This window comes from Rhodococcus sp. T2V (genome assembly GCF_029269925.1).
Taxonomy (GTDB): Bacteria; Actinomycetota; Actinomycetes; order Mycobacteriales; family Mycobacteriaceae; genus Rhodococcus_F; species Rhodococcus_F koreensis.
In genome coordinates this window covers 34,844-61,398 of sequence record NZ_JARJBD010000021.1, presented here as the reverse complement: position 1 = coordinate 61,398, position 26,555 = coordinate 34,844, and the positions used below count along the sequence as shown (strand labels likewise).

22 protein-coding genes are annotated in these 26,555 nt (G+C 68.3%); 11 read left to right on the top strand and 11 right to left on the bottom strand.

Features of this window, described 5'->3' with window-relative positions:
- The first annotated feature begins 95 nt into the window (after positions 1-95).
- A complete protein-coding gene (locus tag P3H15_RS19325) occupies positions 96-287 on the top strand; it encodes a hypothetical protein (protein WP_276138733.1) in 192 nt (63 codons plus the stop codon).
- Positions 284-1,240: an alpha/beta hydrolase gene (locus P3H15_RS19320; RefSeq protein ID WP_276138732.1), complete on the top strand. Its 957-nt coding sequence runs from the start codon at positions 284-286 to the stop codon at positions 1,238-1,240. Before P3H15_RS19325 ends, P3H15_RS19320 begins: the two co-directional genes overlap by 4 nt.
- Before the next feature lie 10 nt (positions 1,241-1,250).
- On the opposite strand, the gene P3H15_RS19315 is transcribed toward P3H15_RS19320, so the two are convergent.
- A complete protein-coding gene (locus P3H15_RS19315; RefSeq protein WP_276138731.1) occupies positions 1,251-1,772 on the bottom strand; it encodes an HtaA domain-containing protein in 522 nt (173 codons plus the stop codon).
- Positions 1,773-1,950: 178 nt separating this feature from the next.
- Between P3H15_RS19315 and P3H15_RS19310 the strand changes: the two genes are divergently transcribed.
- Together P3H15_RS19310 and P3H15_RS19305 are read left to right on the top strand one after the other, a co-directional pair.
- Entirely contained in the window at positions 1,951-3,147 is a 1,197-nt protein-coding gene (locus P3H15_RS19310) for a CaiB/BaiF CoA-transferase family protein (protein WP_276138730.1), read from the top strand.
- 42 nt (positions 3,148-3,189) lie between these two features.
- On the top strand, positions 3,190-4,392 hold the full coding sequence (locus tag P3H15_RS19305) for an NAD(P)/FAD-dependent oxidoreductase (protein ID WP_276138729.1): 1,203 nt from the start codon (positions 3,190-3,192) through the stop codon (positions 4,390-4,392).
- Positions 4,393-4,520: 128 nt separating this feature from the next.
- Here the strand turns inward: P3H15_RS19305 and P3H15_RS19300 are convergent, their stop codons facing one another.
- The 5 genes from P3H15_RS19300 to P3H15_RS19280 all read right to left on the bottom strand — a co-directional run bounded on the left by P3H15_RS19300 (position 4,521) and on the right by P3H15_RS19280 (position 10,694).
- Complete coding sequence (locus P3H15_RS19300; protein WP_276138728.1) at positions 4,521-6,191, bottom strand: NAD(P)/FAD-dependent oxidoreductase; 1,671 nt, start codon at positions 6,189-6,191, stop codon at positions 4,521-4,523.
- A gap of 55 nt (positions 6,192-6,246) precedes the next feature.
- Positions 6,247-7,392: an epoxide hydrolase family protein gene (locus P3H15_RS19295; protein WP_346348789.1), complete on the bottom strand. Its 1,146-nt coding sequence runs from the start codon at positions 7,390-7,392 to the stop codon at positions 6,247-6,249.
- A gap of 140 nt (positions 7,393-7,532) precedes the next feature.
- Positions 7,533-8,633, bottom strand: coding sequence for an NDMA-dependent alcohol dehydrogenase (locus P3H15_RS19290; protein WP_276138726.1), 1,101 nt, complete (start codon positions 8,631-8,633; stop codon positions 7,533-7,535).
- Positions 8,634-8,746: 113 nt separating this feature from the next.
- On the bottom strand, positions 8,747-10,357 hold the full coding sequence (locus P3H15_RS19285; protein WP_276138725.1) for an NAD(P)/FAD-dependent oxidoreductase: 1,611 nt from the start codon (positions 10,355-10,357) through the stop codon (positions 8,747-8,749).
- A gap of 82 nt (positions 10,358-10,439) precedes the next feature.
- On the bottom strand, positions 10,440-10,694 hold the full coding sequence (locus P3H15_RS19280; protein ID WP_276138724.1) for a hypothetical protein: 255 nt from the start codon (positions 10,692-10,694) through the stop codon (positions 10,440-10,442).
- 346 nt (positions 10,695-11,040) lie between these two features.
- On the opposite strand from P3H15_RS19280, the gene P3H15_RS19275 reads away from it, so the two are divergent.
- Entirely contained in the window at positions 11,041-13,368 is a 2,328-nt protein-coding gene (locus P3H15_RS19275) for a LuxR C-terminal-related transcriptional regulator (protein ID WP_276138723.1), read from the top strand.
- A gap of 123 nt (positions 13,369-13,491) precedes the next feature.
- A complete protein-coding gene (locus P3H15_RS19270; RefSeq protein WP_276138722.1) occupies positions 13,492-15,996 on the top strand; it encodes a CaiB/BaiF CoA-transferase family protein in 2,505 nt (834 codons plus the stop codon).
- Between the two features lie 79 nt (positions 15,997-16,075).
- On the opposite strand, the gene P3H15_RS19265 is transcribed toward P3H15_RS19270, so the two are convergent.
- A complete protein-coding gene (locus P3H15_RS19265) occupies positions 16,076-16,444 on the bottom strand; it encodes a hypothetical protein (protein WP_276138721.1) in 369 nt (122 codons plus the stop codon).
- Between the two features lie 148 nt (positions 16,445-16,592).
- Between P3H15_RS19265 and P3H15_RS19260 the strand changes: the two genes are divergently transcribed.
- The 3 genes from P3H15_RS19260 to P3H15_RS19250 all read left to right on the top strand — a co-directional run bounded on the left by P3H15_RS19260 (position 16,593) and on the right by P3H15_RS19250 (position 18,675).
- Positions 16,593-16,883: a hypothetical protein gene (locus P3H15_RS19260; protein WP_276138720.1), complete on the top strand. Its 291-nt coding sequence runs from the start codon at positions 16,593-16,595 to the stop codon at positions 16,881-16,883.
- Positions 16,884-17,026: 143 nt separating this feature from the next.
- A complete protein-coding gene (locus tag P3H15_RS19255; RefSeq protein WP_276138719.1) occupies positions 17,027-17,569 on the top strand; it encodes a hypothetical protein in 543 nt (180 codons plus the stop codon).
- A gap of 50 nt (positions 17,570-17,619) precedes the next feature.
- Positions 17,620-18,675, top strand: coding sequence for an NADP-dependent oxidoreductase (locus tag P3H15_RS19250; RefSeq protein WP_276138718.1), 1,056 nt, complete (start codon positions 17,620-17,622; stop codon positions 18,673-18,675).
- Here the strand turns inward: P3H15_RS19250 and P3H15_RS19245 are convergent.
- The gene (locus P3H15_RS19245) at positions 18,657-20,303 is read right to left on the bottom strand and encodes a hypothetical protein (RefSeq protein ID WP_276138717.1); all 1,647 of its coding nucleotides are present in this window, start codon (positions 20,301-20,303) and stop codon (positions 18,657-18,659) included. The two genes, P3H15_RS19250 and P3H15_RS19245, sit on opposite strands and share 19 nt — an antisense overlap.
- A 188-nt stretch (positions 20,304-20,491) precedes the next feature.
- Here P3H15_RS19245 and P3H15_RS19240 point away from each other — a divergent pair, with 188 nt between their 5' ends.
- Positions 20,492-21,940, top strand: a complete 1,449-nt coding sequence (locus tag P3H15_RS19240) for an NAD-dependent succinate-semialdehyde dehydrogenase (RefSeq protein WP_276138779.1) — start codon at positions 20,492-20,494, stop codon at positions 21,938-21,940.
- Positions 21,941-21,963: 23 nt separating this feature from the next.
- Complete coding sequence (locus P3H15_RS19235; RefSeq protein WP_276138716.1) at positions 21,964-22,413, top strand: nuclear transport factor 2 family protein; 450 nt, start codon at positions 21,964-21,966, stop codon at positions 22,411-22,413.
- 68 nt (positions 22,414-22,481) lie between these two features.
- On the opposite strand, the gene P3H15_RS19230 is transcribed toward P3H15_RS19235, so the two are convergent.
- The 3 genes from P3H15_RS19230 to P3H15_RS19220 all read right to left on the bottom strand — a co-directional run bounded on the left by P3H15_RS19230 (position 22,482) and on the right by P3H15_RS19220 (position 26,544).
- Positions 22,482-24,095 carry a GMC family oxidoreductase gene (locus P3H15_RS19230; protein WP_276138715.1) on the bottom strand — a complete coding sequence of 538 codons (1,614 nt, stop codon included), beginning with the start codon at positions 24,093-24,095 and terminating at the stop codon, positions 22,482-22,484.
- 69 nt (positions 24,096-24,164) lie between these two features.
- The gene (locus tag P3H15_RS19225; RefSeq protein WP_276138714.1) at positions 24,165-25,301 is read right to left on the bottom strand and encodes an acyl-CoA dehydrogenase family protein; all 1,137 of its coding nucleotides are present in this window, start codon (positions 25,299-25,301) and stop codon (positions 24,165-24,167) included.
- Positions 25,302-25,347: 46 nt separating this feature from the next.
- Positions 25,348-26,544, bottom strand: coding sequence for an acyl-CoA dehydrogenase family protein (locus tag P3H15_RS19220; RefSeq protein WP_276138713.1), 1,197 nt, complete (start codon positions 26,542-26,544; stop codon positions 25,348-25,350).
- Positions 26,545-26,555: the final 11 nt, after the last annotated feature.

Genomic DNA, 26,555 nt, shown 5'->3' with positions numbered 1-26,555 from the left:
TCTTGTTGATAACCTTTCACTAAGGTGTTTCTATTATGTTTGTCACCTTAGCTCTTCTCGCGGATCCCCGGGGAGGGTCTTGATTGGAGGAGTTCGTGCGTGTCCTCGTGATCGGCGCCGGGATCAGCGGAATCGCCATGGGACCCCGGTTGAAGCGAGCCGGAATCGATGACTGGAGGGGGCGGATCGTCACGCAGTTCGACGGGAGCATCACGTTGCAATGGCTGCTACTCGAGCTCGGCCGGCCGCTCGGCACCTACGGGCTGCGCCGCGGGACGGGCGCATGAGCCGCTGGCGCGAGCTCCTCGACCCCGAGTTGGAGCACGTGCTCGACGCGTTGCCCGCGGTTGACTTCGTGGACTACCGGCGCTTCCGCGCAGCTTCGGATGCCGGGGCAGCGGCCCGCGCCCGCGAGGTCGAACCCGGGGACATCGAGATCGCCGATCGCGGGGTCGGCTTCGACGGCAGGACTGCATCGGTCCGGCTCTACCGGCCGCCGGTGCGACCCGAGCCCCGGCCCGCGATCCTGCACCTGCACGGTGGCGGATTCGTGAGCGGCTCGTCCGACGCCGGTCACGCCCGCAACGTGGAGCTGAGCCGCGAGCTGGGGGCGGTCGTGGTCTCGGTCGACTACCGCCGGGCGCCCGAGCACCCCTATCCGGCACCGCTCGACGACTGCGAGACGGCGCTGCGCTGGCTGATCGCCGCTGCCACCGACCTCGGTGTCGATCCGGGGCGGATCGCCCTCCACGGTGTCAGCGCCGGCGGTGCCTTGGCAGCCGGCCTGGCGATCCGGGTACGCGGCGAACTCTCGCCATGCTTCCAGTTCCTTTCGGTGCCCACCACCGACGACCGACTGACGACGGCGAGCATGCGGCGCTACGACGACACCCCGATCTGGAGCCGTCCCGTGGGCGAGGTCAGCTGGGCGCACTACCTGGGCGACCTCGCCCCCGGATCGGCCGATGTGCCGGCGGAGGCGGCCCCCGGACGCGCGAGCATCGACGACCTGCGCGGTGTGCCGCCGGCGTACGTTGCGGTGATGGAACTGGACCCGCTGTGCGACGAGGGTCTCGCCTACGCGGCGATGCTCGCCGAGGCGGGAGTGGCGGCCGAGGCGCACCGCTTCCCCGGCGCGTTCCATGCAGTCTTCACCGCCGCGCCGTCGGCCGGTATCTCCCGCCGCTACCTGGCCGAGGAGATCGCCGTCCTGGCTCGGGCGCTGGGAGTGGCGCGGTGAGGATCGCCCGCTACGCGGGCAGCTGGACCACCAGCGGGTCGAACGGCTCACCCTCGGCGTAGACGTCGTTGAAGAGCGTCACGCCGTCGGCGGTGAGGGCCACGTCGTCGGCACCCCAGACCACGGCCCCGTCGTCGGTGGCGATGCGCTGCAACCGGGCCGTCACCAGCGGCACCCGCGGCGCACCCTCACGCGCCTGGGGATCCTCGATGGTGAGCACGGCCCGCGACCCGTCGACCTCCACCCAGGGATGGGCGATCCGGACGAAGAGCATGCCGTAGTGGCCGCTGAACCGGACGTCGCCGCGGAAGGCCCACACTTGCCGGCCCGCGTCGTCGCCTGCGGTGCTCGCTGCCGCGTCGTACTCGTAGAAGAGATCAGCGGTGCCGACGGGTGTCGCGCCCTCGCCGACCGAGCCCTTGCCGTCCGGCATCCGGCGCACGTAGTCGACGAACGAGCCTTTGATGCCCCAGCGCAGGCCGGGAGCCAGGCGACGCTGCGCCGGCGGGGTGGTGTCGGTGGAGGTGTCCATCGGTGTTCCGCTTTCGACCCGGGGCTGCAGTGCCCGATCCAATAATGCTCGGTTACTATGTTTACACTATATGACCAAGTTTGTAATCGTGGAAGTCCATGATTGACCGACCGGCTGAGTGAGGTTTGAACAACAAATCCGCTACAGCGATCCCGTCAGGAGAAACAACTTGCCGACCATGCCATCCTCTGCCGCACCGCGCCCGTTGGAAGGCCTGCTCGTCGTCAGTCTCGAACAGGCCGTGGCGGCTCCCTTCGCCACCCGCCAGCTGGCCGATCTCGGGGCCCGCGTGATCAAGATCGAGCGCCCTGGGTCGGGCGACTTCGCCCGCGGCTACGACACCGCCGTGCACGGGCTCTCGAGCTACTTCGTCTGGCTCAACCGGGGCAAGGAGTCGCTGACCCTCGATGTGAAGTCGGACAGCGGACGCGCCGTGCTGGGCACACTCCTGGAGAAGGCCGATGTCTTCGTGCACAACCTCGGACCCGGGGCCGTCGGCCGGCTCGGGTTCGGCGTGGAGGCCCTCGCCGAGCTCAACCCGCGGCTGGTCGACTGCGCGGTGAACGGCTACGGGAGCACCGGCTCGTGGGCGCAGCGCAAGGCTTATGACCTGCTGATCCAGTGCCAGACCGGCCTGGTCTCGATCACCGGCGGCCCCGAGACCGGTGCCCGGGTCGGGATCTCCGTGGCCGACATCGCCGCCGGCATGTATGCCTTCAGCGGCGTCCTGGCCGCGCTGCTCGGCCGTGCCACCACCGGCGTGGCACGCCCCGTCGAGGTCTCCCTGTTCGACGCGCTCGCGGAGTGGATGAGCCAGCCGGCGTACTACACCGCGTTCACCGGGGTCGAGCCGCGCCGGCTGGGAACCCACCACGCCACCATCGCGCCGTACGGGGCCTACCCGGCGGCCGATGGGACCGAGGTGCTGTTCTCGATCCAGAACGACGTCGAGTGGCGGGCGTTCTGCACCGACTTCCTCGAGGATGCGGCGATCATCGACGACGAGCGGTTCAGCGCCGGTGCGAATCGGGTCGCGAATCGGGCAGAGCTGGACGTCCTCGTGACAGCGGCCTTTGCCCGGCGCACCAGCGACGAGGTGGTCGCACTGCTCGACAGGCTGCGGATCGCCAACGCGCGGATCAACCAGGTGGCCGAGTTCCTCGACCACCCCGTCCTGCGCGAACGCGGCCGCTGGCACGAGGTGCAGACGCCCGGCGGCCCGGCGCCCGCCCTCGCGCCGCCGATCGACATCGCCGGCCTGACGCCGGTGATGGGCGACGTACCCGCCCTGGGGGAGCACACCGACGCGCTGCTCGCCGAGTTCGGACTCGCGCCCGGCGCCATCGAAGAACTGCACGCCGACGGCGTCGTCTGACGTCGCACCGACCTCTCAACCACGAACCAGAGGAGTACGTCAATGGGTCACTTGGAGGCACTCGATCCCGACGAGCGCACCATCGTCGTCGCCGGGGCCGGCTTGGCCGGACTGCGCACGGCAGAGGGTTTGCGCCGGCACGGCTGGACGGGGAAGGTCACGATCGTCGGCGACGAGGTGCACTATCCCTACACCAGGCCGCCGCTGTCGAAGAAGCTGCTCGCCGACGGCGGCGATCACGCCGGTGTCGAACTCCGTCGGCGTGACAGCGAGCACCCCTTCGAGTGGCTGCTGGGCCGCGCCGCCGTCTCGTCGGATCTCCGCCGCCGGGTCGTCGTGCTCGATGACGGCACGGAGCTGAGCTACGACGGGCTCGTCGCGGCGACGGGAGTCCGGGCCCGCAGGCTGCCGCCCGAGGTGGGCGGCCCGGCCACGGCGCTGCGCACGCTCGACGACGCGATCGCCCTCGGCGACAGGCTGCGGCCCGGCTCGCGCGTGGTCGTGATCGGCGCCGGCTTCATCGGCTGTGAGGTGGCCGCCACGGCGATCGCCCGTGGCTGCGAGGTGGCGATGGTCGCCGTCGACGACGTACCGATGCAGGTTCCGCTCGGCGCCGTGGTCGGCGCCGAGCTGCGTCGTCGGCATGCGGCGGCGGGCGTGACGTTCCACCTCGGCACCGGCGTGGCGGCGATCGAGCCTGGCGCCGTGGTCCTCAGCGACGGCATCCGGCTTGTCGCGGACGTGGTCGTGGAGGCTATCGGCTCGGAGCCGAACACGGGCTGGCTCGAGGGCAACGGACTCGATCTGACCAACGGCGTCGTCTGCGATCAGATGCTTCGTCCGGGCGGACTCTCGGGTGTCGTCGCCGTGGGCGACGTCGGCCGATTCCCGAACGCGCTGTACGACGCCGAGCCGCGCCGCATCGAGCACTGGCAGGTGGCAGTGGACACGAGCATGCACGCCGCCAAGGTGCTGCTCGGTGATCTGGCGGAAACGCCGTGGACCGAGCCTTTCGGTACGCTCCCCACGTTCTGGTCCGACCAGGGGGCTGTGAGCCTGCGCGCGCTCGGCCAGCCCGGTCTCGGCGACGAGGTCGAGCTACTGGAGGGCGAGCTGCGGGGAGAGGCGGCCGTCGGCTACCGGCGCGGTGGCGCGCTGGTCGGCGTGGTGCTGCTCGGAATGCCCAAGAGCATGGGTGTCTACCTGCAGCGACTCACCGCCGAGCTGGAGACCGCCCGGGTTTGACCGAGGCCTGACCCCAGGCCTCTCATCTGGCACATCGACGCCGACACTCACCGCGAACCGCGGCCGTCGCGGCGTCCGCTCCGGGCAGGCGGAGAGGTCCGCCCCGCCCGGAGTGGGCACGCGCTGGTTCAGCTCAGCACGAAGCCCTGGTAGTCGTTCTTCTCGACCTCGCGCAGCCGCTCGACGAAGTCCGGCAGGGCACCGACGTAGGCGACGTAGGCACGCCGCCGGCCCGGAACATTGTCACCGAACAGATACGACTTCGCCTTTGACACCATGCTGGCGTTTCCGAGCTTGTAGACGTGCTCCGTCCACTCGACTTCCGCGCTCTTGTCCGCCTCGATGCGCGCCAGCCCGTCAGTGACCGCCTTGCCGATCAGATTCGCGATCCATTCCAGCGGGAACTCGGCGCAGCGTGTCGAGTTCCCGTGACCGCCTTTGCCATGTGGGCCACCGACGATGAACAGATTGGGGAAGTCGGACACCTGAATACCCAGCAGGGTCGTGGGTCCACCTTCCCACCGATCGCGCAGCTTCTCACCGCCGGCGCCGGTGATGTCGATCCGATTCAACGAACCGACGAAGGCCTCGAACCCGGTGGCGTAGACGATCATGTCCGCCTCGATCAGGCCGTCACGGGTACGCACACCTTCCGGCACGATCTCGACGATCGGGTTGTCGGCTACGGGAACGAGTTCGACATTGTCCTGGTTGTACACCTCGTAGTACCCGCGCTCGTCCCCGGCATGTCCTGCGGATTCGCAATCAACAGGCTTGGCGCCGAAAGGATGTGTAGGAGTGAGCACCTCGGCTGTCTGCGGATCCTTCACACGTTCACGGATCTTCGCGGCAACGAACTTGCAGTACTCGCCGTTCGCCTCCAAGTCCGAAAGTATGTCGTAGGGAAGCCCGAACCACTTCGAGAACCCCTCACCCTGCCACGCCTCGGAGTAGCGTTCCTGCAGTTCGTCAGCAGAGAAGTCCGTGGACGGTCGGCGTTCGGGGTCGTGGAGGAAGCCCCCGAAGGTGCTGACCAGATAGTCGTAGAGCTTCGGGTAGCCGGAACGGATCTCGGCCATCTCGTCTCCGTCTATGACTCGGTTGTTGAGGGGAACCACCCAGTTCGGAGTGCGCATCAGAACGCTGAGATGCTGTGCTTCACCGGCAATCTTGGGAATGAGCTGGACCCCGGTTGATCCGGTGCCGATCACCGCGACCCGCTTGCCGTCGAACGACACAGGGGTGTGCGGCCACCGTGCGGTGTGGTAGGACTCTCCCGAGAACGTGTCGATTCCCGGCACGTCGGGATAGATCGGAGCGGAGAGCGGGCCGGTGGCGGTAACGACGAAATGCGCTGTGAAGGTGCGGTCGTCGTCGGTGCGTACCGTCCAGTTGCTCGTCGCGTCATCGAATTCCAGGGCATCGACGCGAGTGTTGAACTCGATGTCCTTCTTCATGTCGTGCTTGTCGGCAACGACATTGAAGTATCTCTCCAGCTCGGGTTGTCCGGCGAACGCTTCCGACCAGTCCCAGCTGTCGAGGAGCTCCTTGTCGAAGAAGTACTGGTAGGTGTGGCTCTCGGAATGGAGGCGGGCTCCCGGGTACCGGTTCCAGTACCACGTTCCGCCGACACCGCCGCCGGCCTCGAGCACCCGTACGGAGAGTCCTCGCTGCCTGAGCAGATGCAGCTCGTACAGACCTGCGGACCCGGCTCCGATGACGATGACGTCGAAGTGTTCGGGTGTGTTCGCTCTTTCCTGGCTCGTTGCCTGCGGACTGCTCGTCACAATGTTTGTCACCGCTGCTCCTCGGTTATCTTTCCTCGAGACTGTCGAGATCTGGTTGGCTGCACACCTATCGCGATGTGCTGAAGAACTTCCTGATGTCGGCGACAAGCAGACTCGGCTGCTCCATCGCGGCGAAGTGACCGCCCGCCGGCATGTCGGTCCAGTGGACGATGTTGAAATGGTCGGACGCGATGCGGCGCGAGGTCGGGTAGAGCTCGAACGGAAACACCCCGACACCGGTGGGAACCTCGACCCGTGTCGGGGTGTTTCCGGCATTTTGTGCGAAGTATCGTGCCATCTCGTAATAGGCGCGGGCTGATGAACCGCCCGTCGCAGTGAACCAGGGTGCGCACACCATCATCAAGATCTCGTCCTTGGTCAGTGCAGACTCCAGGTCTCCGCCGCAATCGGTCCAGCTCCGCAGTTTCTCGACAATCCAGGCAGCTTGGGCTACCGGCGAGTCCGACAGTGCATAGGCAAGCGTCTGTGGCTTCGAGGATTGCAGTGCCACATAACCGATCTCGGCGCTCTTCTTGCGATCGTTGGCCGCCATCAGCGCTTGTTCGGCGGGTGTGAGCACGCCGTCCAGGGGCTGGAGACCCGAGGGAATCAAGGTCAGGTAGATGCCCGACAGCACACTCGGTGCCGAAAGCGCCAGCTCGATGTTGATCGGAGACCCCAGATCGGTGCCGAATGCCCCGAAGCGGTCGTAACCGAGGCCCTGCATCAACTGGGCGAACGCCGCGGATATGCGACCAGGATGCCATCCCGTCGTCATCGTGTGCCCGCTCCAAGCGAAGCCCGGAATCGACGGGACGACGACGTGGAATGCATCCTCGGGCTTGCCCCCGAAAGCCACGGGGTCAGTGAGCGGCCCGAGGATCTTCAGAAACTCCAACGGGCTGCTCGGCCACCCGTGAACCAGGAGAAGTGGACTGGCCTGCTCGTATGATGAGCGTGCATGTATGAAGTGGATACCCTGGCCATCGATGTCAGTGGTGAACTGTGGCCACGAGTTCGCCTCGGACTCGACCCGTCTCCAGTCGAACTCGTCGACCCAGTAGTCGCACAAGTCCCGGAGGTAGTCACCGTCGGTGCCGTAGTCCCACCCGGTACCCGAAATCTGGTCTGGCCAGCGGGTTTCGCGAAGTCGACGGTGCAGGTCCGCAATCGCCTCATCCTGGACACAGATTTCGAATGCGGTGGACTTCATAAGGCTCCCTTGTGTTGTGGCTGCGCGCCGGCACGGCATCATCACATGCTCTCGGGTGACCCCGTGGCTGTCGTGGGCAGACGACAGGGGCCGCAACCCGTAAGCGTGCGGCCCCTGTCGGTAGCCGAAGGTTCTCGCGGTCAGCCGGCGAACTCGATGACGCCACGCAGGTTCTTGCCCGCGTGCATGTCCGCGTAGCCCTCGTTGATCTGGTCGAGGGTGTACGTCTTGGTGATGAGCTCGTCGAGCTTGAGCTTCCCCTGGCGGTAGAGGTCGAGCAGGAGCGGGATGTCGCGGTGCACCTGCACGCCGCCATACACGTTGCCACGCAGCGTCTTCTGGGTCAGCGTGAACATGGCAAGGTTCATGTTGACACTGGCGGAGGCGAACGGCGAGACGGACGTGATCACCGTGATGCCGGCCGGCCCGGTGAGGTCGATGATCTCACCCAGCTTGCTGCCGTCGCCCACGCCGACCGACAGGATCGCCGCGTCCGCGCCCCGTCCGGGCGCGAGGTCGGCGAGCAGCGCCTGCGCCTCCTCGATCGAGCCGACGGCGTGAGTAGCGCCGAACTCGAGTGCCTTCTGTCGCTTTATCTCCACGGTGTCGACAGCGATGATCAAGTTCGCGCCGGCGTTCTTGGCGCCCTGGACCGAGTTGACACCGACGCCACCGCTGCCGATGACGACGACGTTGTCACCCGGCTCCACCTCGGCGAGGTATACCGCCGCCCCCCAGCCGGTGGTGACGGCGCAGCCGAGCAGGGCCGCGACGTTGAACGGGATGTCCTTGTCCATCTTCACCACACAGCGCTCCGAGACGACCGTCGCGTCGGCGAAGGTCCCCAGGTCGCCGGTCGCGGCGAGCTCCTGGCCCCGGGCTTGGAACGACTTGGAGGCGCCGTACTCCTGCAGCGAGGCGTTGAGACACAGGTTGGAGCGTCCGCGCGCGCAGTTGCGGCAGTGGCCGCAGGGCGGCTGGAAGATGAGGATGACGTGGTCGCCGGGCGCCACTCGCGTGACACCCTGCCCCACCGCCTCGACGATGCCTGCACCCTCGTGGCCACCCACCAGGGGCAGCGGGGTCGGCATGTCACCGGTGACGGCGTGGTCATCGGAGTGGCACAGGCCGGTCGCGCGGATCTTGACCCGCACCTGGCCCGGGCCGGGATCGGCGAGTTCCACGTCTTCGACGCTCCACTTCTCGCCCGTGCCCCACAGGATTGCTGCTCTGGTGCTCATCGCTGCCTCTCTTGTCGTCGGACGCACTGCGCCCGACGCCTAATGTTGTTTAAGCAACATAGTGGACATCATTAGAAGACGTCAACGGCGTCGGGCGCAGTGTCTTGCGGGGGTCAGGACGAGAAGGTCAAACCCCGGTAGTCGTCGTCGGTGGCGGCGCGGACCCGCTCGCGATACTGCGGCAGGCCGCCGGCATAGAGCAGGTAGGCGCGCTTGCGACCGGGGACGTTGGAGCCGAAGGCCCAGGACTCGGCCTTCTCCTGCAGGGTCCCGACGATGCCGCCGTTGACGTGGTCGATCCACTCGTCCTCGGCCGCCTCGCTGGTAGCGATCGTGGTGTGACCGTGGTCGCGGGCGTATTCGACGGCCGAGGCGACCCAGTCGGCCTGGAAATCCGTGATGCGCGGAATGGTCCCGGTCACGCTCTGCGCTCCGCCGATCATGAAGAGGTTGGGGAAGCCGGCCGTCTGCATGCCGAACCAGGTGCGCGGGCCCGCTTCCCAGTGCTCCTTCAGGCTGAGTCCGCCCTCACCACGGATGTCGATCTTGTTGTACGAGCCGACGACGGCGTCGAAGCCGGTGGCGAAGACGATCACGTCGACGTCGTAGTGGCCGGCGCTCGTCTCGATGCCGGTCTCGGTGAACCGGACCATGGACTCCTCCAGGGTGGAGACCAGTGTGACGTGCGGCTCGTTGAAGACCTCGTAGTAGCCGTTCTCCAGCGGCGGCCGCTTCTGTCCGAAGCCGTGGTCTATCGGGATGAGCCGGTCGGCGACCGCGGGGTCGTTGACCCGGGCACGGATCCGCTCGGCGATGTAGGCGGTGCAGTTGTCGTTGGCGCGCTTGTCGAGGGCGACGTCGCGGAAGTTGCCCAAGGCCATCACCAGGCCGGGGGAGTCGTAGAGCTTCTCGAAGCGCCTGCGTCGTTCCTCGGGTTCCAGGTCGAGGGAGGACTCCGTCATCGGACTGTGCGGCGAGCCGGAGGGGGAGAGCTGGGTGGCCTCGAAGATCTCGTCGATCCGGTTGCGGATGTCGTCCATCCGCTCGGGTGTGATGTCGAAGTTGTTGATCGGTGTGCACCAGTTGGGGCGGCGCTGGAAGACGACCAGGCTGTCGGCGTCCTCGGCGACGATCGGAATGATCTGGACGCCACTGGATCCGGTGCCGATCACAGCGACTTTCTTGCCGGTGAAGTCGACGCCGTCGGCCGGCCACAGGCCGGTGTGCGCCCACTCGCCGCGGAAGTCCTCGAGACCGGGAACCTTGGGGAAGGCCGGCGCCGAGAGGATGCCGAGCGCGGTGACGAGGTAGCGCGGCCGCCAGACCCGGCCGCTCTCGGTGGTCACGGTCCAGCGTCCGCTCGAGGCGTCCCAGACGGCCGAGGAGACCCGTTGCTCGAGGTTGATCCGCTCACGCAGGCCGAACCTGTCGACCGCGTAGTTGAGGTAGCGCTCGATCTCGGGCTGGGCGGCGTACTCCTCGCTCCAGTCCCACTCGTCGATGAGCTCTTTGGAGAAGAAGTAGCCGTACGTATAGCTCTCGGCGTCGAAGCGGGCGCCGGGGTAGCGGTTCCAGTACCAGACTCCGCCCACTCCGGAGCCGGCCTCGAGCGTCTGGACGTCGAGTCCGAGCTCGCGGAGCGCGTAGAGCTGGTAGATGCCGGAAATGCCGGCACCGATGACGAGGGCGTCCAGTGTTGTCGCCTCGGACTGTGGCTCCGTCACAGAGCTCCTCCTGTGCACTCGGTGAGGCACACTGCAGGTGCACTCATGTTATTGATGTATAGAACATAATAACAGCATTACTTTAGAGAGTGTGGCTGCAGCGCTCCATCAGCAGCACGCACAGGGGGTTGGCGCCGAGCGGCGAAGCCGTCAGCGCAGACAGCACGGCGCGGCCGTCGTGGCCGAGCGCACCGGCCAGCAAGGTCGCAGCCTCGGCCAGGAGCGCCTCGAAGGCCGACCAGGCGGTGTCGTCGCCGGTCAGGGAATCGCTCGGCAGGGGGATCAGGGCGGCGATGCGGGTGACGAGCTCGGCCGCGCGGACCATGGGCTCGTCCACCGCGGGTGCCGGCGGCCGGGCCTGATTCCGAACGGCGTGGGCGGCCGATCGCCGGCCGGGGCAGCGGTCCGCGATCGGGCCTCGGTTACCGCTTCGTCCCGGCCGATGTGAACCGCGGCGTCCTGCGGCGTTGTGAGCGCGACACTCCATCTGGATGACCTCCACATCGTTGTGTGCTGTGTCACCGAAGCCTCCGCCGAACGGGTTGGGCCACGCATCAGTAGAACGGCGTACGCGGCTACGTATGTTATGTTCCTCACATCGGCGCCACGAGAGTTCTCGCGGTCGGCCGAGCGGGCTTGATGCGGTCACCAAGGACCACGACCGAACGGGATGGTGCGCAAGGATGGTGCGCAGAGACGCGCGTCTCCGGGACACACTGCCCGTGGAGATCACCAGCCTGGTCGGTCGACAGACCGAGACCGCCGAGATCAAGAGCCTGCTCGCACACTCCCGACTGGTGACGCTGACCGGTCCCGGCGGCGTGGGGAAGACCCGACTGGGGTATCACGTCGCCCGGCAGGTCCGCGGCGCCTTCGCCGACGGTGTCTGGACGATCCCGCTGGCGGACCTCTCCCAGCCCGATCTGATCGCTGCCACCGTGGCGGCGCGGATAGGTATCAGCCTGTCCGCCGGCGACGACCTGGGGGACCTCGTCGCGGCGATCGACGAGCGCCAGATGCTCCTCGTGCTGGACAACTGCGAGCACCTCGTCGATGCCGTCGCGGACGTGACCTTCGCCCTGCTGTGCGGCTGTCCTTCGCTCCGGGTGCTGGCGACCAGCCGGGAGGTGCTGCGCGTCGAGGGCGAGGCACCCTTTCGGGTCCCGCCGCTGGCACTGCCCAGCCGGGAAGCGGGTCTGCAACCCGGGAAGGCGCAGAGCTATGCCAGTGTCGCGCTCTTCCTGGAGCGGGCGGGGGCGCTGAACCCCGACATCGCCGCAGGTCGATACGACGAGCAGTCGGTCGTCGAGCTTTGCCGGCAGCTGGACGGCCTCCCCCTCGCCATCGAGCTGGCTGCCGCGGGGAGTAGATGGCTGTCGGTGGAGTCGATGCTGACCCATGGCGGCGACCCGCTGGCACCGGCCACCAGGGTCTCGCGCTCGACTCCGGAGCGACACCGCTCCCTGCGGGCGAGCCTCGACTACAGCTACGACCTGTGCACGTCCCAGGCACGCGTGCTCTGGGCTCGACTGTCGGTGTTCCGCGGCGGTGCGACGCTCGAGGCGGTGCAGGCGGTCTGTGCCGGACCGGACCTGCCCGCCGACGCGGTGTGGACCGCGCTGTGCGAGCTGACCGACAAGTCCCTGGTCGTCCTGGACGGATCGCGCTACACGATGCTCGAGACCATCCGGCTCTACGGTGCCCAGCTCCTCCACCAGGCGGGCGAACTCGAGGTCGTGCGGGAGACGCACCTGCGCCAGGTGCTTGCCATGGCCGAATCGGTGGAGGAAGGCTGGTTCGGTCCACACCAGCTGAGACTGCTCAGCCAGGTGTCAGCGGACCAGGCCAACGTGCGCGCCGCGCTCGAAGGTGCTCTCACCAGCCCGGGAAGGGCGGGCACCGGGTTGCGAATAGCCAGCTCGCTGTGGATGTTCTGGATCAGCTTGGGATTGCCCGGGGAGGGGCGGCGATGGCTGAGCCGGCTGCTCACCGCCAGTGAGCCGACCGACCCCGAGCGCGCGGCGGCGTTGTGGATTCACGGCTTCCTGTGCGCTGTCAATGGCGACTATCCCGCGGCACGGGAGCAGCTCGCGGAGTGTGAGCGGATCGCCGCGAAGGTCGGAGATGCCGCGAGCGTGGCACACGCGCGGAGCTCACTGGGCATCGCCGAGCTGTTCGAGGGCCGGCTCGAGCCGGCGATCGAACACCTCGAGGCGGGGGTCGAAATGGAGCGCGCCGTGCCGGGCGGTCCGCCGTACCTGGCCGATGCGCTGCTCAACCTGGGACTGGCCTACTGCTACCTGGGCCGGCTCGATGAGGCGCACAAGGTGTTGACCGAGGCCAGCCAACTGTGCGCCGCCTACGGCGAAGGCCTGTTGCTCTCCTGGGCACTCGCCTTTCTCGGCCTGGAGGAACTGCTGCGCGGGCACGCCGAGTCGGCCGCCGGCCTGGCGCGGGAGAGCCTGGTGCGCAAACGGTCTCTCGACAACCGGCAGGGGATGATCTGGGCGATCGAGCTCATGGCCTGGACAGCGGTCGAAGTCGGCGACGCTCAGCGGGCCGCGGTGCTGTTCGGTGTCGGAGAGGCACGCGCCGGGGACTTCGGCCCTCCGTTCCACGGCTTCGGCGGGATGCGGGAGTGGCATGACCGCTACGCGGCCCGAGCCGCGACGGGACTCGGCGTGAGCGGCTATCGGTCCGCGCTCGGGCACGGTCGGCGACTCACCCTCGACGAGGCTGCCTCGGTCGCCCTGGGAGAGGTGCTGGCGAAACCGGACGACATCGACAATCCCCTCCAGGACCTGCCGCTGACGCGACGCGAGCAGGAGATCGCTCGACTGGTGGCGACCGGAAAGACGAACCGGGAGATCGCCGACGAGCTGGTGATCTCACCGCGTACCGTCGACACGCACGTGCAACGCATCCTGACCAAGCTCGACTTCACCTCGCGGAGCCAGGTGGCGGCGCTGATCGCCACGACGCGGTCGCCCGAACCACCCGCCCCGGCCTGATCCTGCTCACGTCCGGGACGGGACGGTCGCGAATCCGGCCGCTCACGCAAGCCGAGACCCTAATGATGATATAGGCCACTCATAGTTGTGCCTTAATAAGGTACGTATTATGGTCAAGGCATTATGAAAGATGCAGCGACCGTTCCCACGTCATCGCCGTCAGCCCCACTGTCCGGGCTGCGGGTCCTCGACCTGTGCCGGGTCGTCTCGGGTCCGTTCGGCTCCCTGCTCCTGGCGGATCTCGGTGCGGAGGTGATCCGGGTCGAATCGCTCCCCGCGCCCGGCTCGGCCGCGAAGATCGACCACGCCCGACTCAGTGAGGACGAGGCCTTCAACTGGGGGCTGAGTCGCAACAAGCACTCGGTCAGCATCAACCTCAAGTCCGACGAGGGACGCCGGCTCTTTCAGGAGATGGTGGCGCAGGCCGATGTCGTCGTGGACAACTTCCGTCCCGGGGTGACCCGACGGCTCGGGGTCGACCGCGAGTCGTTGCTCGAGTTCAATCCGTCGATCATCACGTGCTCGCTGACCGGCTTCGGCGGCGACGGGCCATGGTCCACGATGCCGGCCTATGACCCGATCGTGCAGGCGATGTGCGGCACGATGAACTACACCCGACTCGACGACGGCACGCCCCCTGTGCGCTGGGGAATCCCGATCGGCGACCTCTTCGCCGGGATCTTCAGCGCGATCGGCCTGGTCGCAGCGGTGATCCATCGCGACCGGACCGGCGCAGGCCAGCACGTCGACGTCTCCATGCTCGACGTGATGCTCGCCCTCAACACCTACCGCGTGCCGCAGGCGCTGACCTTCGGTCAGGAGCCGCTGCCTGCGCCCTTCGAGGGCGGCCAGGGCACGGTCCCCTTCGGTAACTTCGAGTGCAGCGAGGGCTGGGTCGCCACGTGCATCAGCCAGCGGATGTGGCCCGCCGCCGCCAGGGTGATGGAGCGGCCCGATCTGCTCACCGACGAGCGGTTCAACACCGGACAGGCGCGGCACGCGCATCGTGAGGAACTGGTCGCGCTGCTGCAGGAGGTGTTCAAGCAGCGCCCTGCCGACTGGTGGCAGGAGAATTTGATGGCAGCCGGCGTGGTCTGCGGAAAGGTGACGCGAGTCGCCGACGTCTTCCGTCACCCGCAGGTCCAGGCGCGTGGCATGTCCGTCGACATCACCGACGAGTTCGGCCGGACGGCAACCGTGGTCGGCGACTCGCTGAAGTTCAGTGACGTCTCGACCTGGCGGGCGCCACGCCAGGTCGGCGCGGATACCGCGATGGTGTTGCGCACCCTCCTCGGGCTCGACGGGCCCGAACTGGACCGGCTCGCCGGCGCAGGCGTGATTCACTGCGGAGACGATCGCGGGAGTCTGCCGCTTCGCGAGCGGGTGATCCCGTCCGGCGCACCCGAGCCTTCGCGGCAGCTCGGCCGGCCGCTGGATGGCACGACAGTGCTGGAGATGAACGGCGACGAGCCCAGCAAGGCGTTCGCCGCCCAACTACTGGCCGACCTCGGTGCCGACGTGATCCGCGTCGAGCGTCCGTTCGGTCAGGTGATGGAGCCCTACCCGGACGAGAGCCGCGAGGCGTCCTTCCGGGCGGGGCTGAACCGCGGCAAGCGGAGCGTCGTCGCCGACCTCAAGACGCCCGAGGGGCTCGACTTCCTGCTGGGACTGGCCGGCCGTGCCGACGTGATGATCGACAACTACCGTCCCGGTGTCCTCGAGCGTCTCGGCCTGGACTACGACACGCTCAGCGCGAAGAACGACAAGCTGATCGCCACCTCGATCACCGGCTTCGGGCACAGCGGTCCGTGGAGCGCCTATCCCGCGTTCGACAACGCCATCCAGGCTCTCGGCGGCGGCATGAGTATCACCGTCGACCACACCCGCCCCGAGGTGCCGATCCGCTGGGGGAACCCGATCGGCGGACTGACCGGCGCGATGTTCGCGGCCCTCGGAACGCTCGGCGCACTGCGACTACGTAGTCTGCGCGGCCACGGCCAGCGGCTCGATATCAGCCTCTTCGACTCACAGGTCGCGCTCCTGTCCTACCGCGCGCCACAGGCGGTCACCGTTGGCAAGGAGTTCCTGCCCGAGCCGCGCCGCGGCGGCAGTGGTTCGCTGCCTTTCGGCGTGTTCCGCACCGCCGACGACAGGTGGTTCACGATCTGCATCACGCCGCAGTTCTGGGCGAGGTTCTGTGAGGCCGCCGGTCACCCCGAGTGGGTCGAGGACCCGCGGTTCGTCACCGAGCCACTGCGCCGGGAGAACGAGGACGAACTCTATGCGCTCGTGGAGCCGAGCTTCCTGGAGCGCACGGCGCAGGAGTGGGAGGTGCTCTACTACTCACTGAAGCTCCCCGGCGCCGTCGTCCTGAGCGTCGGGGAGGCGTTCGCGCACCCGCAGGCGGTCGCGCGCGGCATGCGGCTCCGGCTCTCGGACATCGACCTCGTCGACGGCATCGAGGTCGCCAATGCGCCGTTGAAGCTCGGCGCCGCTCCCGACCTTGCCCCTGCCGGCGCTCCGATCCCCGGTGCCGACACTGCGCTGGTGGCAGCGGAATTCGGCTTGCAGACGGCTGACGTCGAGGTCGAAGTGCCGTCGGCTCGCTGGCGAGACGCCCGCGTCTGATCAACAGCGCGCATCGCGACGACGGTGGCCGATCCGAACGGATCGGCCACCGTCGTCTCTGCATCGCCGGTGCTTCGGGTCAGGCGCGGCGCGCGAGCGCAGGCACGGCGGTCCCGGCATCTGCTTGCCGGGCTTCGGCCTGCCAGGATGTGGTGGCCTGAAGTAGCAGCGCCTCGCACGAGGCCGTGTCGACCTCGTGCGCCAGCATGGTGGCGAGCGCCGTGAGTGAACCGGCGGCCAGGCGACCGGTCTCGGGCGAGAAGGACAGAGGCGAACGCCGGGGCGGGCACTGGAGCGCGGCGTCGGGAAGGTAAGCGCGGAGCCACTGGGCCGCGGTCAGCACGAGTTCTTCCCACGCCAGATAGCCGAACGCGTCATGCCAGGCCGGCGGTTCGGGTACCAGGGAAGCGACCTGTCCGGCCATCAACATCATCCGCTCGTCGGCCATGGTGTGCCTTCCCTCGTCGTGTTGCAGCGACCCTGATGTAACCGCCGTCACGCACGCTATGCCGTCCCCCTTCGTCCGTCAAGTGATGCCATTGACAACCACTGGTTAGTCGTGGAGACTGTGTCGACAGCATTAGAACGAGGAGCAGATGAGCACCGTGTCCACCCGAGCCGCGCAGCGTCCGAGCGACGGCGATCTCTCCCGGCATCTGCGGACCGCAGCGCCGCTGGAGCGTATGGACCCCGCCTTCGCCCAGGCGGCCGAGGAACCGGTGGGTCATCCCCACCGGGCCGGACTGTTCTCCGCTTCGGTACGCGCTGTGAATGTTCGGGCCGTCGACCAGGCCGCCGCCGACAAGCCGAGAAAGCGCATGCGCGAAGCGCCGCAGATCGGCATACGTCCCGAGACGATCCGGGAGGTGCAGGCCCGCCGCAGCTGATCACGGTCGGTCGGCGGCTGTTCGCGGGTCCGTGGCTGTACTTATCCTTAAGTTGATGTGTTATTGTGCTGATGGCTGGATTCCAGACAGTCGCCCGACCGGCGGCACGGGGCGGCCATGGGCGACGCATCATTGGAGGATCAATGTCACGAGACCGCACCGCGCGCACGCGCATACGGCAGTACCTCGCAACCTCGGGTCCGATCGTCGACCCGTCGGGCTATGCCACGAGCCTGCTGAAGGACGCTGTCGGTTACACGGGATCCGCTGTCGCCTTCATCCAGCTGATCGCCGCCATGGACCGTGACGGCGAGATCGAGCGGGAGATCAGCGGCAAGCGCACCTACAAGATCGAGGGGATCGGCGTCCCGGTGATGCCCTCGTCCGAGGCGATGGCCTCGACGAGCCGGACCACGGTGATCACCGGTTCGGGCCAGCCCACGATCGAGCTCGACTACAAGCGGCTCGCGCAGGCACTGGTCGCCGAACTGCTGTCGGCCACCGCGGAGGCCCAGCGCGAAGCCGCACCGGCGGCCAGCACCACGACCGACCAGATCGCGGCCGAGCGCGACCAGTACGCCCGACGTCTCGAGATCGCGCGTAATCAGATCGCCGAGTTGCTCTCCCAGCCGCTCAGCTCGGCCGCGCACGGGGACGACGCCGTGGCGGCCCGCTCCGCCGACTGAGTGCCCACCGCCTCGCGGTGAGGCTCCCGACAACCCACCGCGAGGTAACGATGACCCGTACCCAGACCCGGATCGTGCTCGCAGCACGTCCCGACGGCGCACCCCGGCCGGACGACTTCGAGGTGACCTCGGGACCGATCCCGGAGCCGGCAGAGGGCCAGCTGCTGTTGCGCACGCTGTACCTGTCGCTCGATCCCTACCTCCGAGGCCGGATGGGCTCCTCGGCATCGCATTCCTCCGCCACTCCGCCGGTCGCCCTCGGCGCGGTGATGGAGGGCGGCACCGTCGGGGAGGTCGTCGTCAGTCGCGACCCGCGCTTCGTGCCGGGTGACGTCGTCGCCGCAGCCACCGGCTGGCAGCAGTATGCCGTTGCTCCGGCGACCGCGGTCCGGCGCCTGAATCCAGCTGATGCACCCGTCTCCACGGCGCTGGGTGTGCGGGGTATGCCAGGACTGACCGGGTACGCCGCCATCCGTGAGATCGGCAGGCCGCGGCCGGGGGAAACGGTCGTCGTCGCCGCTGCGACCGGGACGGTCGGATCGTTGGCCGGGCAGATGGCCCGCCTGGAGGGCTCCCGCGTCGTCGGCATCGCCGGTGGCGAGCGCAAGGTCGGCTGGCTGCGCGCCGCAGGCTTCGACGCCGCCCTCGACCACCGTGATCCCGACTTCGAGAGCTGTCTCGCCGATGCCACGCCGAACGGTATCGACGTCTACGTCGAGAGCGTCGGCGGGCGGGTCCGGAAGGCGGTCTGGCCCCGCCTGAACCGGCACGCGAGGGTGCCGGTCTGCGGCGTCGCCTCGGCGTACAGCGCGGCGTCGACAGGTCTCGATACCGACGCCGACAGCCTGCTGTCCGGGCTCGTGACACGGAGCATCACGATGCGGGGGTTCGTCTTCAGTGACTTCGAGCACCTGCGGCCCACCTTCGAGCGCGAGGTCGCGGACTGGCTCCGCGCCGGCGACGTGGTTCATCACGAGGACGTGGTGGACGGGTTGGTCAACGCACCGTCGGCTTTCCTGGGGATGCTCGCGGGCGAGCACCTGGGCAAGCGCCTGGTGCGAGTCGCTCCCGAGCCTCGGTCCGAGGATCAGGCGAGCATCGCCTGAATCTCTGCCGTCGCGGCCTCGGTGGCTTTGGCTTCGTCGAAGGCGACACCGCCACCCTTGATGACACGGGAGGCACCGCGGCGTAGGTCGTCGCGGTAGCGGGCGTCGATGACGTCGAACTCGAGGTTCTTCACATAGATCCGCAGCCGGTCGCGCAACGCGCCGTCGGTGTGTGCGGCGCTGACCACCTCGGGCAGCAGACTCGTCGAGACCAGCAGGGCGTGCGCGACCTTGCGAGCGCGCTCGTCGCGCAGACCGAGCAGGATCTCCTGCTCCGAGGAGCGGATGATGTGGTCCTTCCACCAGTCGAACTCCTGCTCGGAGTCGATCGCGGCCAGCTCGATGTTCTGCTGCTGCACAGTGCGGGCGAGGCCGTCGACGGCATACCCGACGTAGCGCTCTCGCTCGCTCCCGTGGAGCGATTCGACGTACGCCCGAAGGTCACGCCGGGCATCCGTCGTCGAGAAGCAGTAGCGGCGAATGCCGTGCACGTGCGGGTCGAGGAGCCCGAATTCGTAGTTCATCACGCGGAACGGGTTGAGACCGCTCTCGAGTTCGGCCGGCCGCCCCACCTGGGCGGAGGCGGGCGAGAAGCCCCAGGGAGTGGTGCGCCGTTCCGTGTCCGCCATCAAGTCCCGGAAGATCGGACCGCCGTAGAAGCGGTGGGGGAGCAAGGGGCCCGGCCCACGCGAGTAGGCGATGCTCACTCCGGCCGCTTGGGCGTTGCGCAAGAAGCGGTTGTTGTCCAGGTACGTCAGTGAGGCGGTGAACCGCGTCAGCGGCGAGCGGCGCAGTTCGCCGAGGTGGAAGACGGCATCGAGCAGGCGCTCGACCCAATCCTCTCCCCACACCTCGTGCGCCGCGTCGGCGATGTCGCGACCGATCTCAGCGTCGGCGCCGGAGTAGAGCGCCCCGACGGTCGCACAGCCGAACAGGGACAGCAGCGCGGCCGAGGGAGAGTCGAAGCCTGCATTGCCGCCCGACGAGCGAATCAGCAGCCCCAGTGAGTCCGTGAACCGCCCGAACGGCGAGTCGGTGTCGACGGTGATCGCAGGTTCGAGCTGGGAGAGCAGACGGAGCCCCTCGGGCGTGAACTCACGCTGCTGGTCGCCCAGACCCATCGACGCCATCACGAACTCGCCCAGAACCCGGGTCTTCTCGGGCGTGCGGCTCTCGTAGCCCTCGTCCTCGAGCGCGCTCAGGATCTCGGCTGCGACCGGGGCGGCCGTGCTCCGAGTGACAAGCCCGAGGAAATCGACCAGCTCTCGGCGCCGTCTGTTCGAGAACGGTACGTCGCGGGTCCGGCGGTTGGCGGCGATCGCGATCTCGGCCAGCGACACCATCGGGCCGTAGCGGCCGCTGGTGCCCGAACCGGCGTAGGAGCGCACCACGCCGTTGCGCACCCACTGGTTCACCGCTTGGCGGCTGACCCCCACCGCGCGCGATGCGTCCGCCTGGGTGACCAGGTCGATGGGGTTCTCGTCGGCGACCGACTTGGTGCGCAGCCGCTCCGCCGCACGCTCGAGCGCACGGACGAGCTCGGCGACGGGCACGGCGCCGCTCTCGCCCAGGGTGAGGGCGAGTCGCTCGAGTGCGATCGAGATGGACTCGTCGCGTTGGCTCTGCATGATGGCCCTCATCCTATTCACGAGCGGAACGGCGTCCGAACCGAACCCGGGGTTCCGATTTTCTATTTGTCTTGTAGTGATCCTGTCACGGACAGGACCGTTCGACAGGAGCGGAGCCGCCACGGTATCCCGTTCGGTGGTGGGGTGACTCCCTGGACTACTGCAATTATGTTGTGAATAATGCTGATATGACTTTAAGTAATGAAATTGTCCACAATGGCCTGTTCGTCGGAGGCGTCTGGCGGGCAGGTGGCGCGGGCGAGTTCGACGTCCTGAACCCGGCTGACGGCAGCGTGGTCGCCACGATCGCGGACGGCGACGAGGCCGAAGGCACCGCCGCCGTCGATGCCGCGGCCGAGGCGCTTCCCGGCTGGGCCGCAACGGCCCCGCGCGTGCGCTCGGAACTGCTGCGCCGTACCTACGAACTCATGTTGCGCGACCGCGAGGAACTGGCTGCCCTCATCAGTGCCGAGAACGGCAAAGCACTCGCCGACGCCCGCGCCGAGGTGACGTACGCGGCGGAGTTCTTCCGCTGGTTCGCCGAGGAGGGCGTGCGCACCGCCGGCGACTACGGCGTCGCGCCGGCCGGCGGGACCCGCACCGTCGTCACGCACAAGCCCGTCGGCGTGGCGGCCCTGGTCACGCCGTGGAACTTCCCGGCGGCGATGGCCACCCGCAAGCTCGCACCGGCACTGGCGGCCGGATGCACGACGGTAGTGAAGCCGGCCTCGGAGACCCCGCTCACCACCCTCGCCGTCGTTCGGCTGATGGTCGAGGCCGGTCTCCCCGCCGGGGTCGTCAATGTCGTCCCGACCAAACGGTCAGGCACTCTCGTCTCGACGTGGATCTCCGATCCACGCGTGCGCAAGATCTCCTTCACCGGTTCGACGGAAGTCGGTCGCACACTGCTGCGCCAGGCGTCCGACCGTGTGCTCAACGCCTCGATGGAGCTCGGCGGCAACGCGCCGTTCGTGATTACCGACGATGCCGACCTCGAACTGGCCGTCGAGGCCGCGATGGTGGCGAAGTTCCGCGGCGCGGGACAGGCCTGCACCGCCGCGAACCGCTTCTACGTGCATGCCGCGGTCGCCGACGAATTCGCCGAGCGGTTCGGCAACGCGGTGGAGAAGCTCAGCGTCGGCCCCGCGGCGCAGGGGCACGACATCGGCCCGCTCATCTCCGCTCGTGCCGTCGAGGAGGTCGGCAGCCTGGTCGAGCGCGCGGTGGCAGGCGGTGCCCGCGTCAGCCACCGCGCCGCGACGCCGGACGACGCCGGTTTCTACTACGCGCCGACGGTCCTGGTCGACGTGGCGCCCGACGCCGACGTGGTCACCCAGGAGATCTTCGGTCCGGTCGCCCCGATCGTGACCTGGACCGACGAGGAGCAGATGCTGCGCCTGGTCAATGACACCGAGATGGGACTGGCGGCGTACGTCGTCTCCGGCGAGCTGGGCCGCGCGCTGCGGATTTCCGAGCGGATCGATGCCGGAATGGTCGGTATCAACCGCGGACTCGTCTCCGATCCGTCGGCGCCGTTCGGCGGCATGAAGCAGAGTGGCCTCGGCCGCGAGGGGGCCCGTGCCGGTCTCGACGAGTTCCTCGAGACGCAGTACTTCACCATCCAATGGCCACACTGAGCCACGACGAGGAGACACCGACGATGGCTGATCAACTACAGGACCGGCTCGATATCGAGAAGGCGCTGCGCCACTACGCAATCGGGCTCGACGAGCGCCGCTGGGAGGAATGGGATCTGGCCTTCGCGGCCGACGCGGCGATCGACTTCACGCCGATGGGGGGTAAGCGCGAGACTCCCGCGCAGATGCGCGAGCGTCTCGGCAAGCCCGACCCGGCATGGTTGTTCGCCCAGCATCCGCTGTACAACACGGTCATCGAGCTCGCGGGAGACACCGCAAAAGCCTTCTCCCACTATCAGATGGAGACCGGGCGACGCGGGGAGAGCGAGGGCGAGATCGTGCGGGTGTCCGGTGGTGGCGCCTACGAGGACACGCTGGCGCGTACGGACGCGGGATGGCGGATCACCGAGCGTCGGGTCTTCATGAAGTGGAAGGAGACTCGACGGGTGAGGGACGAGGTCACGCGCGGCTGAGGGAGCGGCGCGCCCGTGTGGGCACGGGCGCGCCGACCATCACGCTGTCGAGCACGCAGGGCTCACGCTCACGCATCCTCCAGGATCAGCTTGGCCGCGTGCCAGGCCAGCGCCTGGGTGGGTGCCGAGGTGTTGCCCGACGGCTGGCGGGGAAAGACGGAGGCGTCGACCACCCGCACGCCCTCGACGCCGCGCACGCGCAGCCGGGCATCGACGACGTCGTCCGCGTTCGGCCCCATGGCACAACTGCCGAGCGGGTGGTAACCCGAGGATCCGGCGTTGAGCCCGAGCTGCTCGAAGTCGGTCTCGGTGCGGACGCCGCTGCCGGGAACGCGCTCCTCGGTGACCAGGTCGGCGATGGGTCCGCTGGCGAACAGCTCACGCACACGCGGTCCGACTTTCGACAGGATCCGCCGGTCGTCCTCGGTGTCGAGGAAATTGGGCTGGATCGCCACCGGGTCGCCCGGGTGAGGACCCGTGATGTGGATGTTGCCCTGGCTGGTCGGGCGCAACGGGTACGCCGCCAGCATCAGGCCGGGTTCGTCGTCCACCGCGAGCTTGTCGTTGTGCATGGTCGGGGCCTTCATCGAGATCGGGTTGAAGAAGCCGATGGTGTCGGGCCTGTCCGAGGTGGGGTCCGCTTTGAAGTAGAGCAGACAGGTGGCCGATCCCTGCGCGATGATGCCGTCCCGGCGGACGAGGTACTTGGCTCCCTGGGTCATCTGCTTCACGGAACTGCCGACGAGCGGGTTGAAACCGTTCTCGGCAGCGGTGCGCCCGTTCAGCTTGTACATGAACCGCAGTCCGCGGTGCTCGTTGAGCCGCTCGCCGAGGTTCGGGCTCTCCGCGACCTGCTTGACGCCCGCGGCTGCGAGCACGTCGCCGCGGCCGATGCCCGAGCGCTCCAGCAGGATGGGGGAGTCCAGTGAGCCGCCGCAGACCAGTACCTCGCGGCGGGCCTTGATCTCCACCTTCTCGCCCCGGCGCCGCGCGAGCACGCCGACGGCGCGGGTGCCGTCGAAGAGGATGCGGGCGACCTCGGTGCGGCTCATCAGGGTCACGTTCGGTCGGCGCAGCGCCGGACGCAGGAACGATGTTGCGGCGGTGACCCGCAGCCCGCGACGGGTGGAGAACTGGGTGTAGCCGGCGCGCTCCAGGTCGGAGCCGTTGATGTCGATGACCCGCGTCGCGCCGATGGCGGCGGACGAGGCCATGAACGCCTCCGACACCGGCTCGACGGGGGCGGTGATCTCCACGCTCACCGGGCCGCCGGCGCCGTGAAGTTCGGAGGCCCCGAGTTGGAACGACTCGATCTCCCGGTACGCGGCCAGGAAGGTGTCCCAGCCCCAGCCGGGATTACCGTCCTCGACCAAGCTGTCGAAGTCTCCCGCCCACCCGCGGTTCCAGACCAGACCGTTGATCGTGGTGGAGCCGCCGAGCACCCGGCCGCGCCACCACGCATCGATCGAGTCGTTGGGCCCGAACGGCCCGGCGTCGAATTTCTTGGCGTACTTGTCCGAGTGCATCGTGAAGAAGAAGCCCTTCGGGACCAGATGCATCGGGTTGCGGTCGCTGCCGCCGGCCTCGATGACCAGGATGCTCGCGTCGGAGCCGGCGGAGAGCCGGTCTGCCAGCACGGAGCCACCCGCGCCCGATCCGATGATGACGTAGTCGTACTCCACGGTCTTTCTTCTCCTTGCTGCGCGTACCGACTCGGCGAGCCGGCCCGGGTTGTGTTGGGCGACGGGACCTCAGGCCCGCACGAGCCCGTCGAGCACCTGGCCGGCGATCCGGTCGAGGTGCTGGTCGGCGGTGCCGAGGGTGAGCGAGTCGGTGGTCGCGCGCTTGAAGTAGAGCTGCGGGGTGCCTTCCCAGGTGAAGCCGAGCCCGCCGTGCATCTGGATCGCGCTGGTGCTGACCCACGCGTAGGACTCGCTCGCCACCGCCTTGGCCAGGCTCGCCGCGAGTTGCGGGTCGTCGGTGCCGTCCTGCAGCGCCCAGACTCCGTGGTAGGCCGCGGACCGCGCCGTCTCCACCGCAATGAGCATGTTCGCGCACCGGTGCTTGACCGCCTGATACGCGCCCACGGCCTGACCGAACTGCTTGCGGGCGGCCACGTGCGCCACGGTGATGTCGAGCATCCGCTGGGCGCCACCGACCTGCTCGACGGCGAGCAGCACGCCGGCGACCAGAGCGGCGCGAGCGCAAGCAGCGAGCGCTTCGGCGCCGGTGGCCAGGAGCCGTGCCGGAGTTCCGGCGAACGAGAGCGCGGCCTGACGACGGGTGAGGTCGAGGGTGGTCAGCGGCGTACGCGTCAGCCCCGCGGCATCGCCCGCGACCGCGAACAGTGCAGGTCCCTCGTCGGTGGTCGCCACGACCAGGAGCAGGTCGGCGGTGCCGGCGTCGGGGGCCTGCGTGACTTCACCGCCGAGCCGCCAGGCGCCGTCCGTGGCCGTCGCCGACACGGTGACGGCGTCCACGTCGAGCGTGCCGTCGGAGAGCGGCGCGACCAGCGTCGCGAGCTTCGCGCCGGAGCACAGCTCCGGCAGCAGTTCGCGCTTGGCGTCGTCGTCGGTCAGCGCGGCGAGGGCCGGCATCGCCAGAGCAACAGTGCCGAGAACAGGGCCGCACACCAGAGCAGCGCCCATCTCCTCGACAGCGATGGCCTGTGCAACCAGACCGGCGTCGTCGCCGCCGTACTCCTCGGGAACGGCGAGCCCGAGCACGCCGAGTTCGCTACCGAACCGTCGCCACAGCGCAGGGTCGTGGCCGGTGTCGCTCTCCATCGCTTCGCGTACGACGGCCTCGGGGGAGAATTCCCGGCAGAAGTCGCGCACCATGGTGCGCAGCTCCACCAACTCGTCGCTGAACTCGAACTCCTGCGTCATCTGCCTGCCTGTCGTGTGGGGAAACTGGGGGTGGTCGGGGTCGTGCTCATCGGGGGATGTCCTTCCACGGGATGCCCTTGTCGGCGCGCAGCTCCTGCGGCAGCTTCAGGACGCGCTCGCCGATGACGTTGCGCATGATCTCCGAAGTGCCGCCCTCCAGGGTGGTGGCCCGGGACCGGAGGTACTTGCGCTGGATCGCAGTCGGCCCGCTCTCATCGTCCGGCGCATCCAGGGAGTAGGTGTCGATGAGCGTCGCCTCGGGTCCGAGCAACTCCATGCAGAACTCGTAGACATGCTGGGTGAGTTCGGAATTGAGCAGCTTGATGATGGCGCTCTCGGGACCGATCACGCCCTTGGTGGCGGCCACGCGGGCCCGGTTGCCGGTCAGTCGCTGGCTCTCCGCCCGCACCCACAGCCGGACCAGGCGCTCACGCAGTACCGGGGTGTGCCGCTCGGGGTGGGCGGCCCACAGTGCGAGGGCGTCGGCGATGGCACCGCTGCCGCGGGCGGCGACGCGGTCACCCAAGGAGGTCCGTTCGTCGCCGAGGGTGCTGTTGGCCACGATCCAGCCCTCGCCGACCTCGCCGAAGCGCTGACTGTCCGGGATGAAGACGTCGTCGAGGAAGACCTCGTTGAACGACGCCCGTCCGGTCAGCTGGCGCAACGGCCGGACCTCGATGCCAGGGGTCTGCATGTCGACGATGAAGTAGGTGAGGCCCTTGTGCTTGGGCAAGTCGGGATCGGTCCGGGCCAGCAGGACCGCCCAGCGGGAGAGGTGAGCGAGGCTGTTCCACACCTTCTGGCCGTTGATCCGCCAGCCGTCCCCCTCGCGTACGGCGCGGGTCGCCAGGCCGGCGAGATCGGAGCCGGCGCCGGGCTCGCTGAACAGTTGGCACCACTTCTCCTCGCCGGTGGCCAGCGGGCGCAGCAGGCGAGCGGCGAGCTCGGTGTCGGCATAGCGCCGGATGGTGCCGGCGACGATGCCGTAGCCGATGGTGTTGACAGTGCGAGGCTCGGGACCGCCCGCCTCGCGGAGAATCCGATTGGCGAGCGGTTGCAGCGAGCGCGGTGCGTCCAGCCCACCCAGGCCGAGGGGGAAATGTACCCAGGTGAGGCCGGCGTCGTACCACGCGCCCATCAGTTCGGGCAGCGGGGTGGTGGCCGGCGGATGCTCGGCCACCACTCGGTGGGCGATCTCCTCGACCAGGGTCTCGCTGGCGGTCGCGGGGGGCGCGGTTGTCATGGTGATCCTTC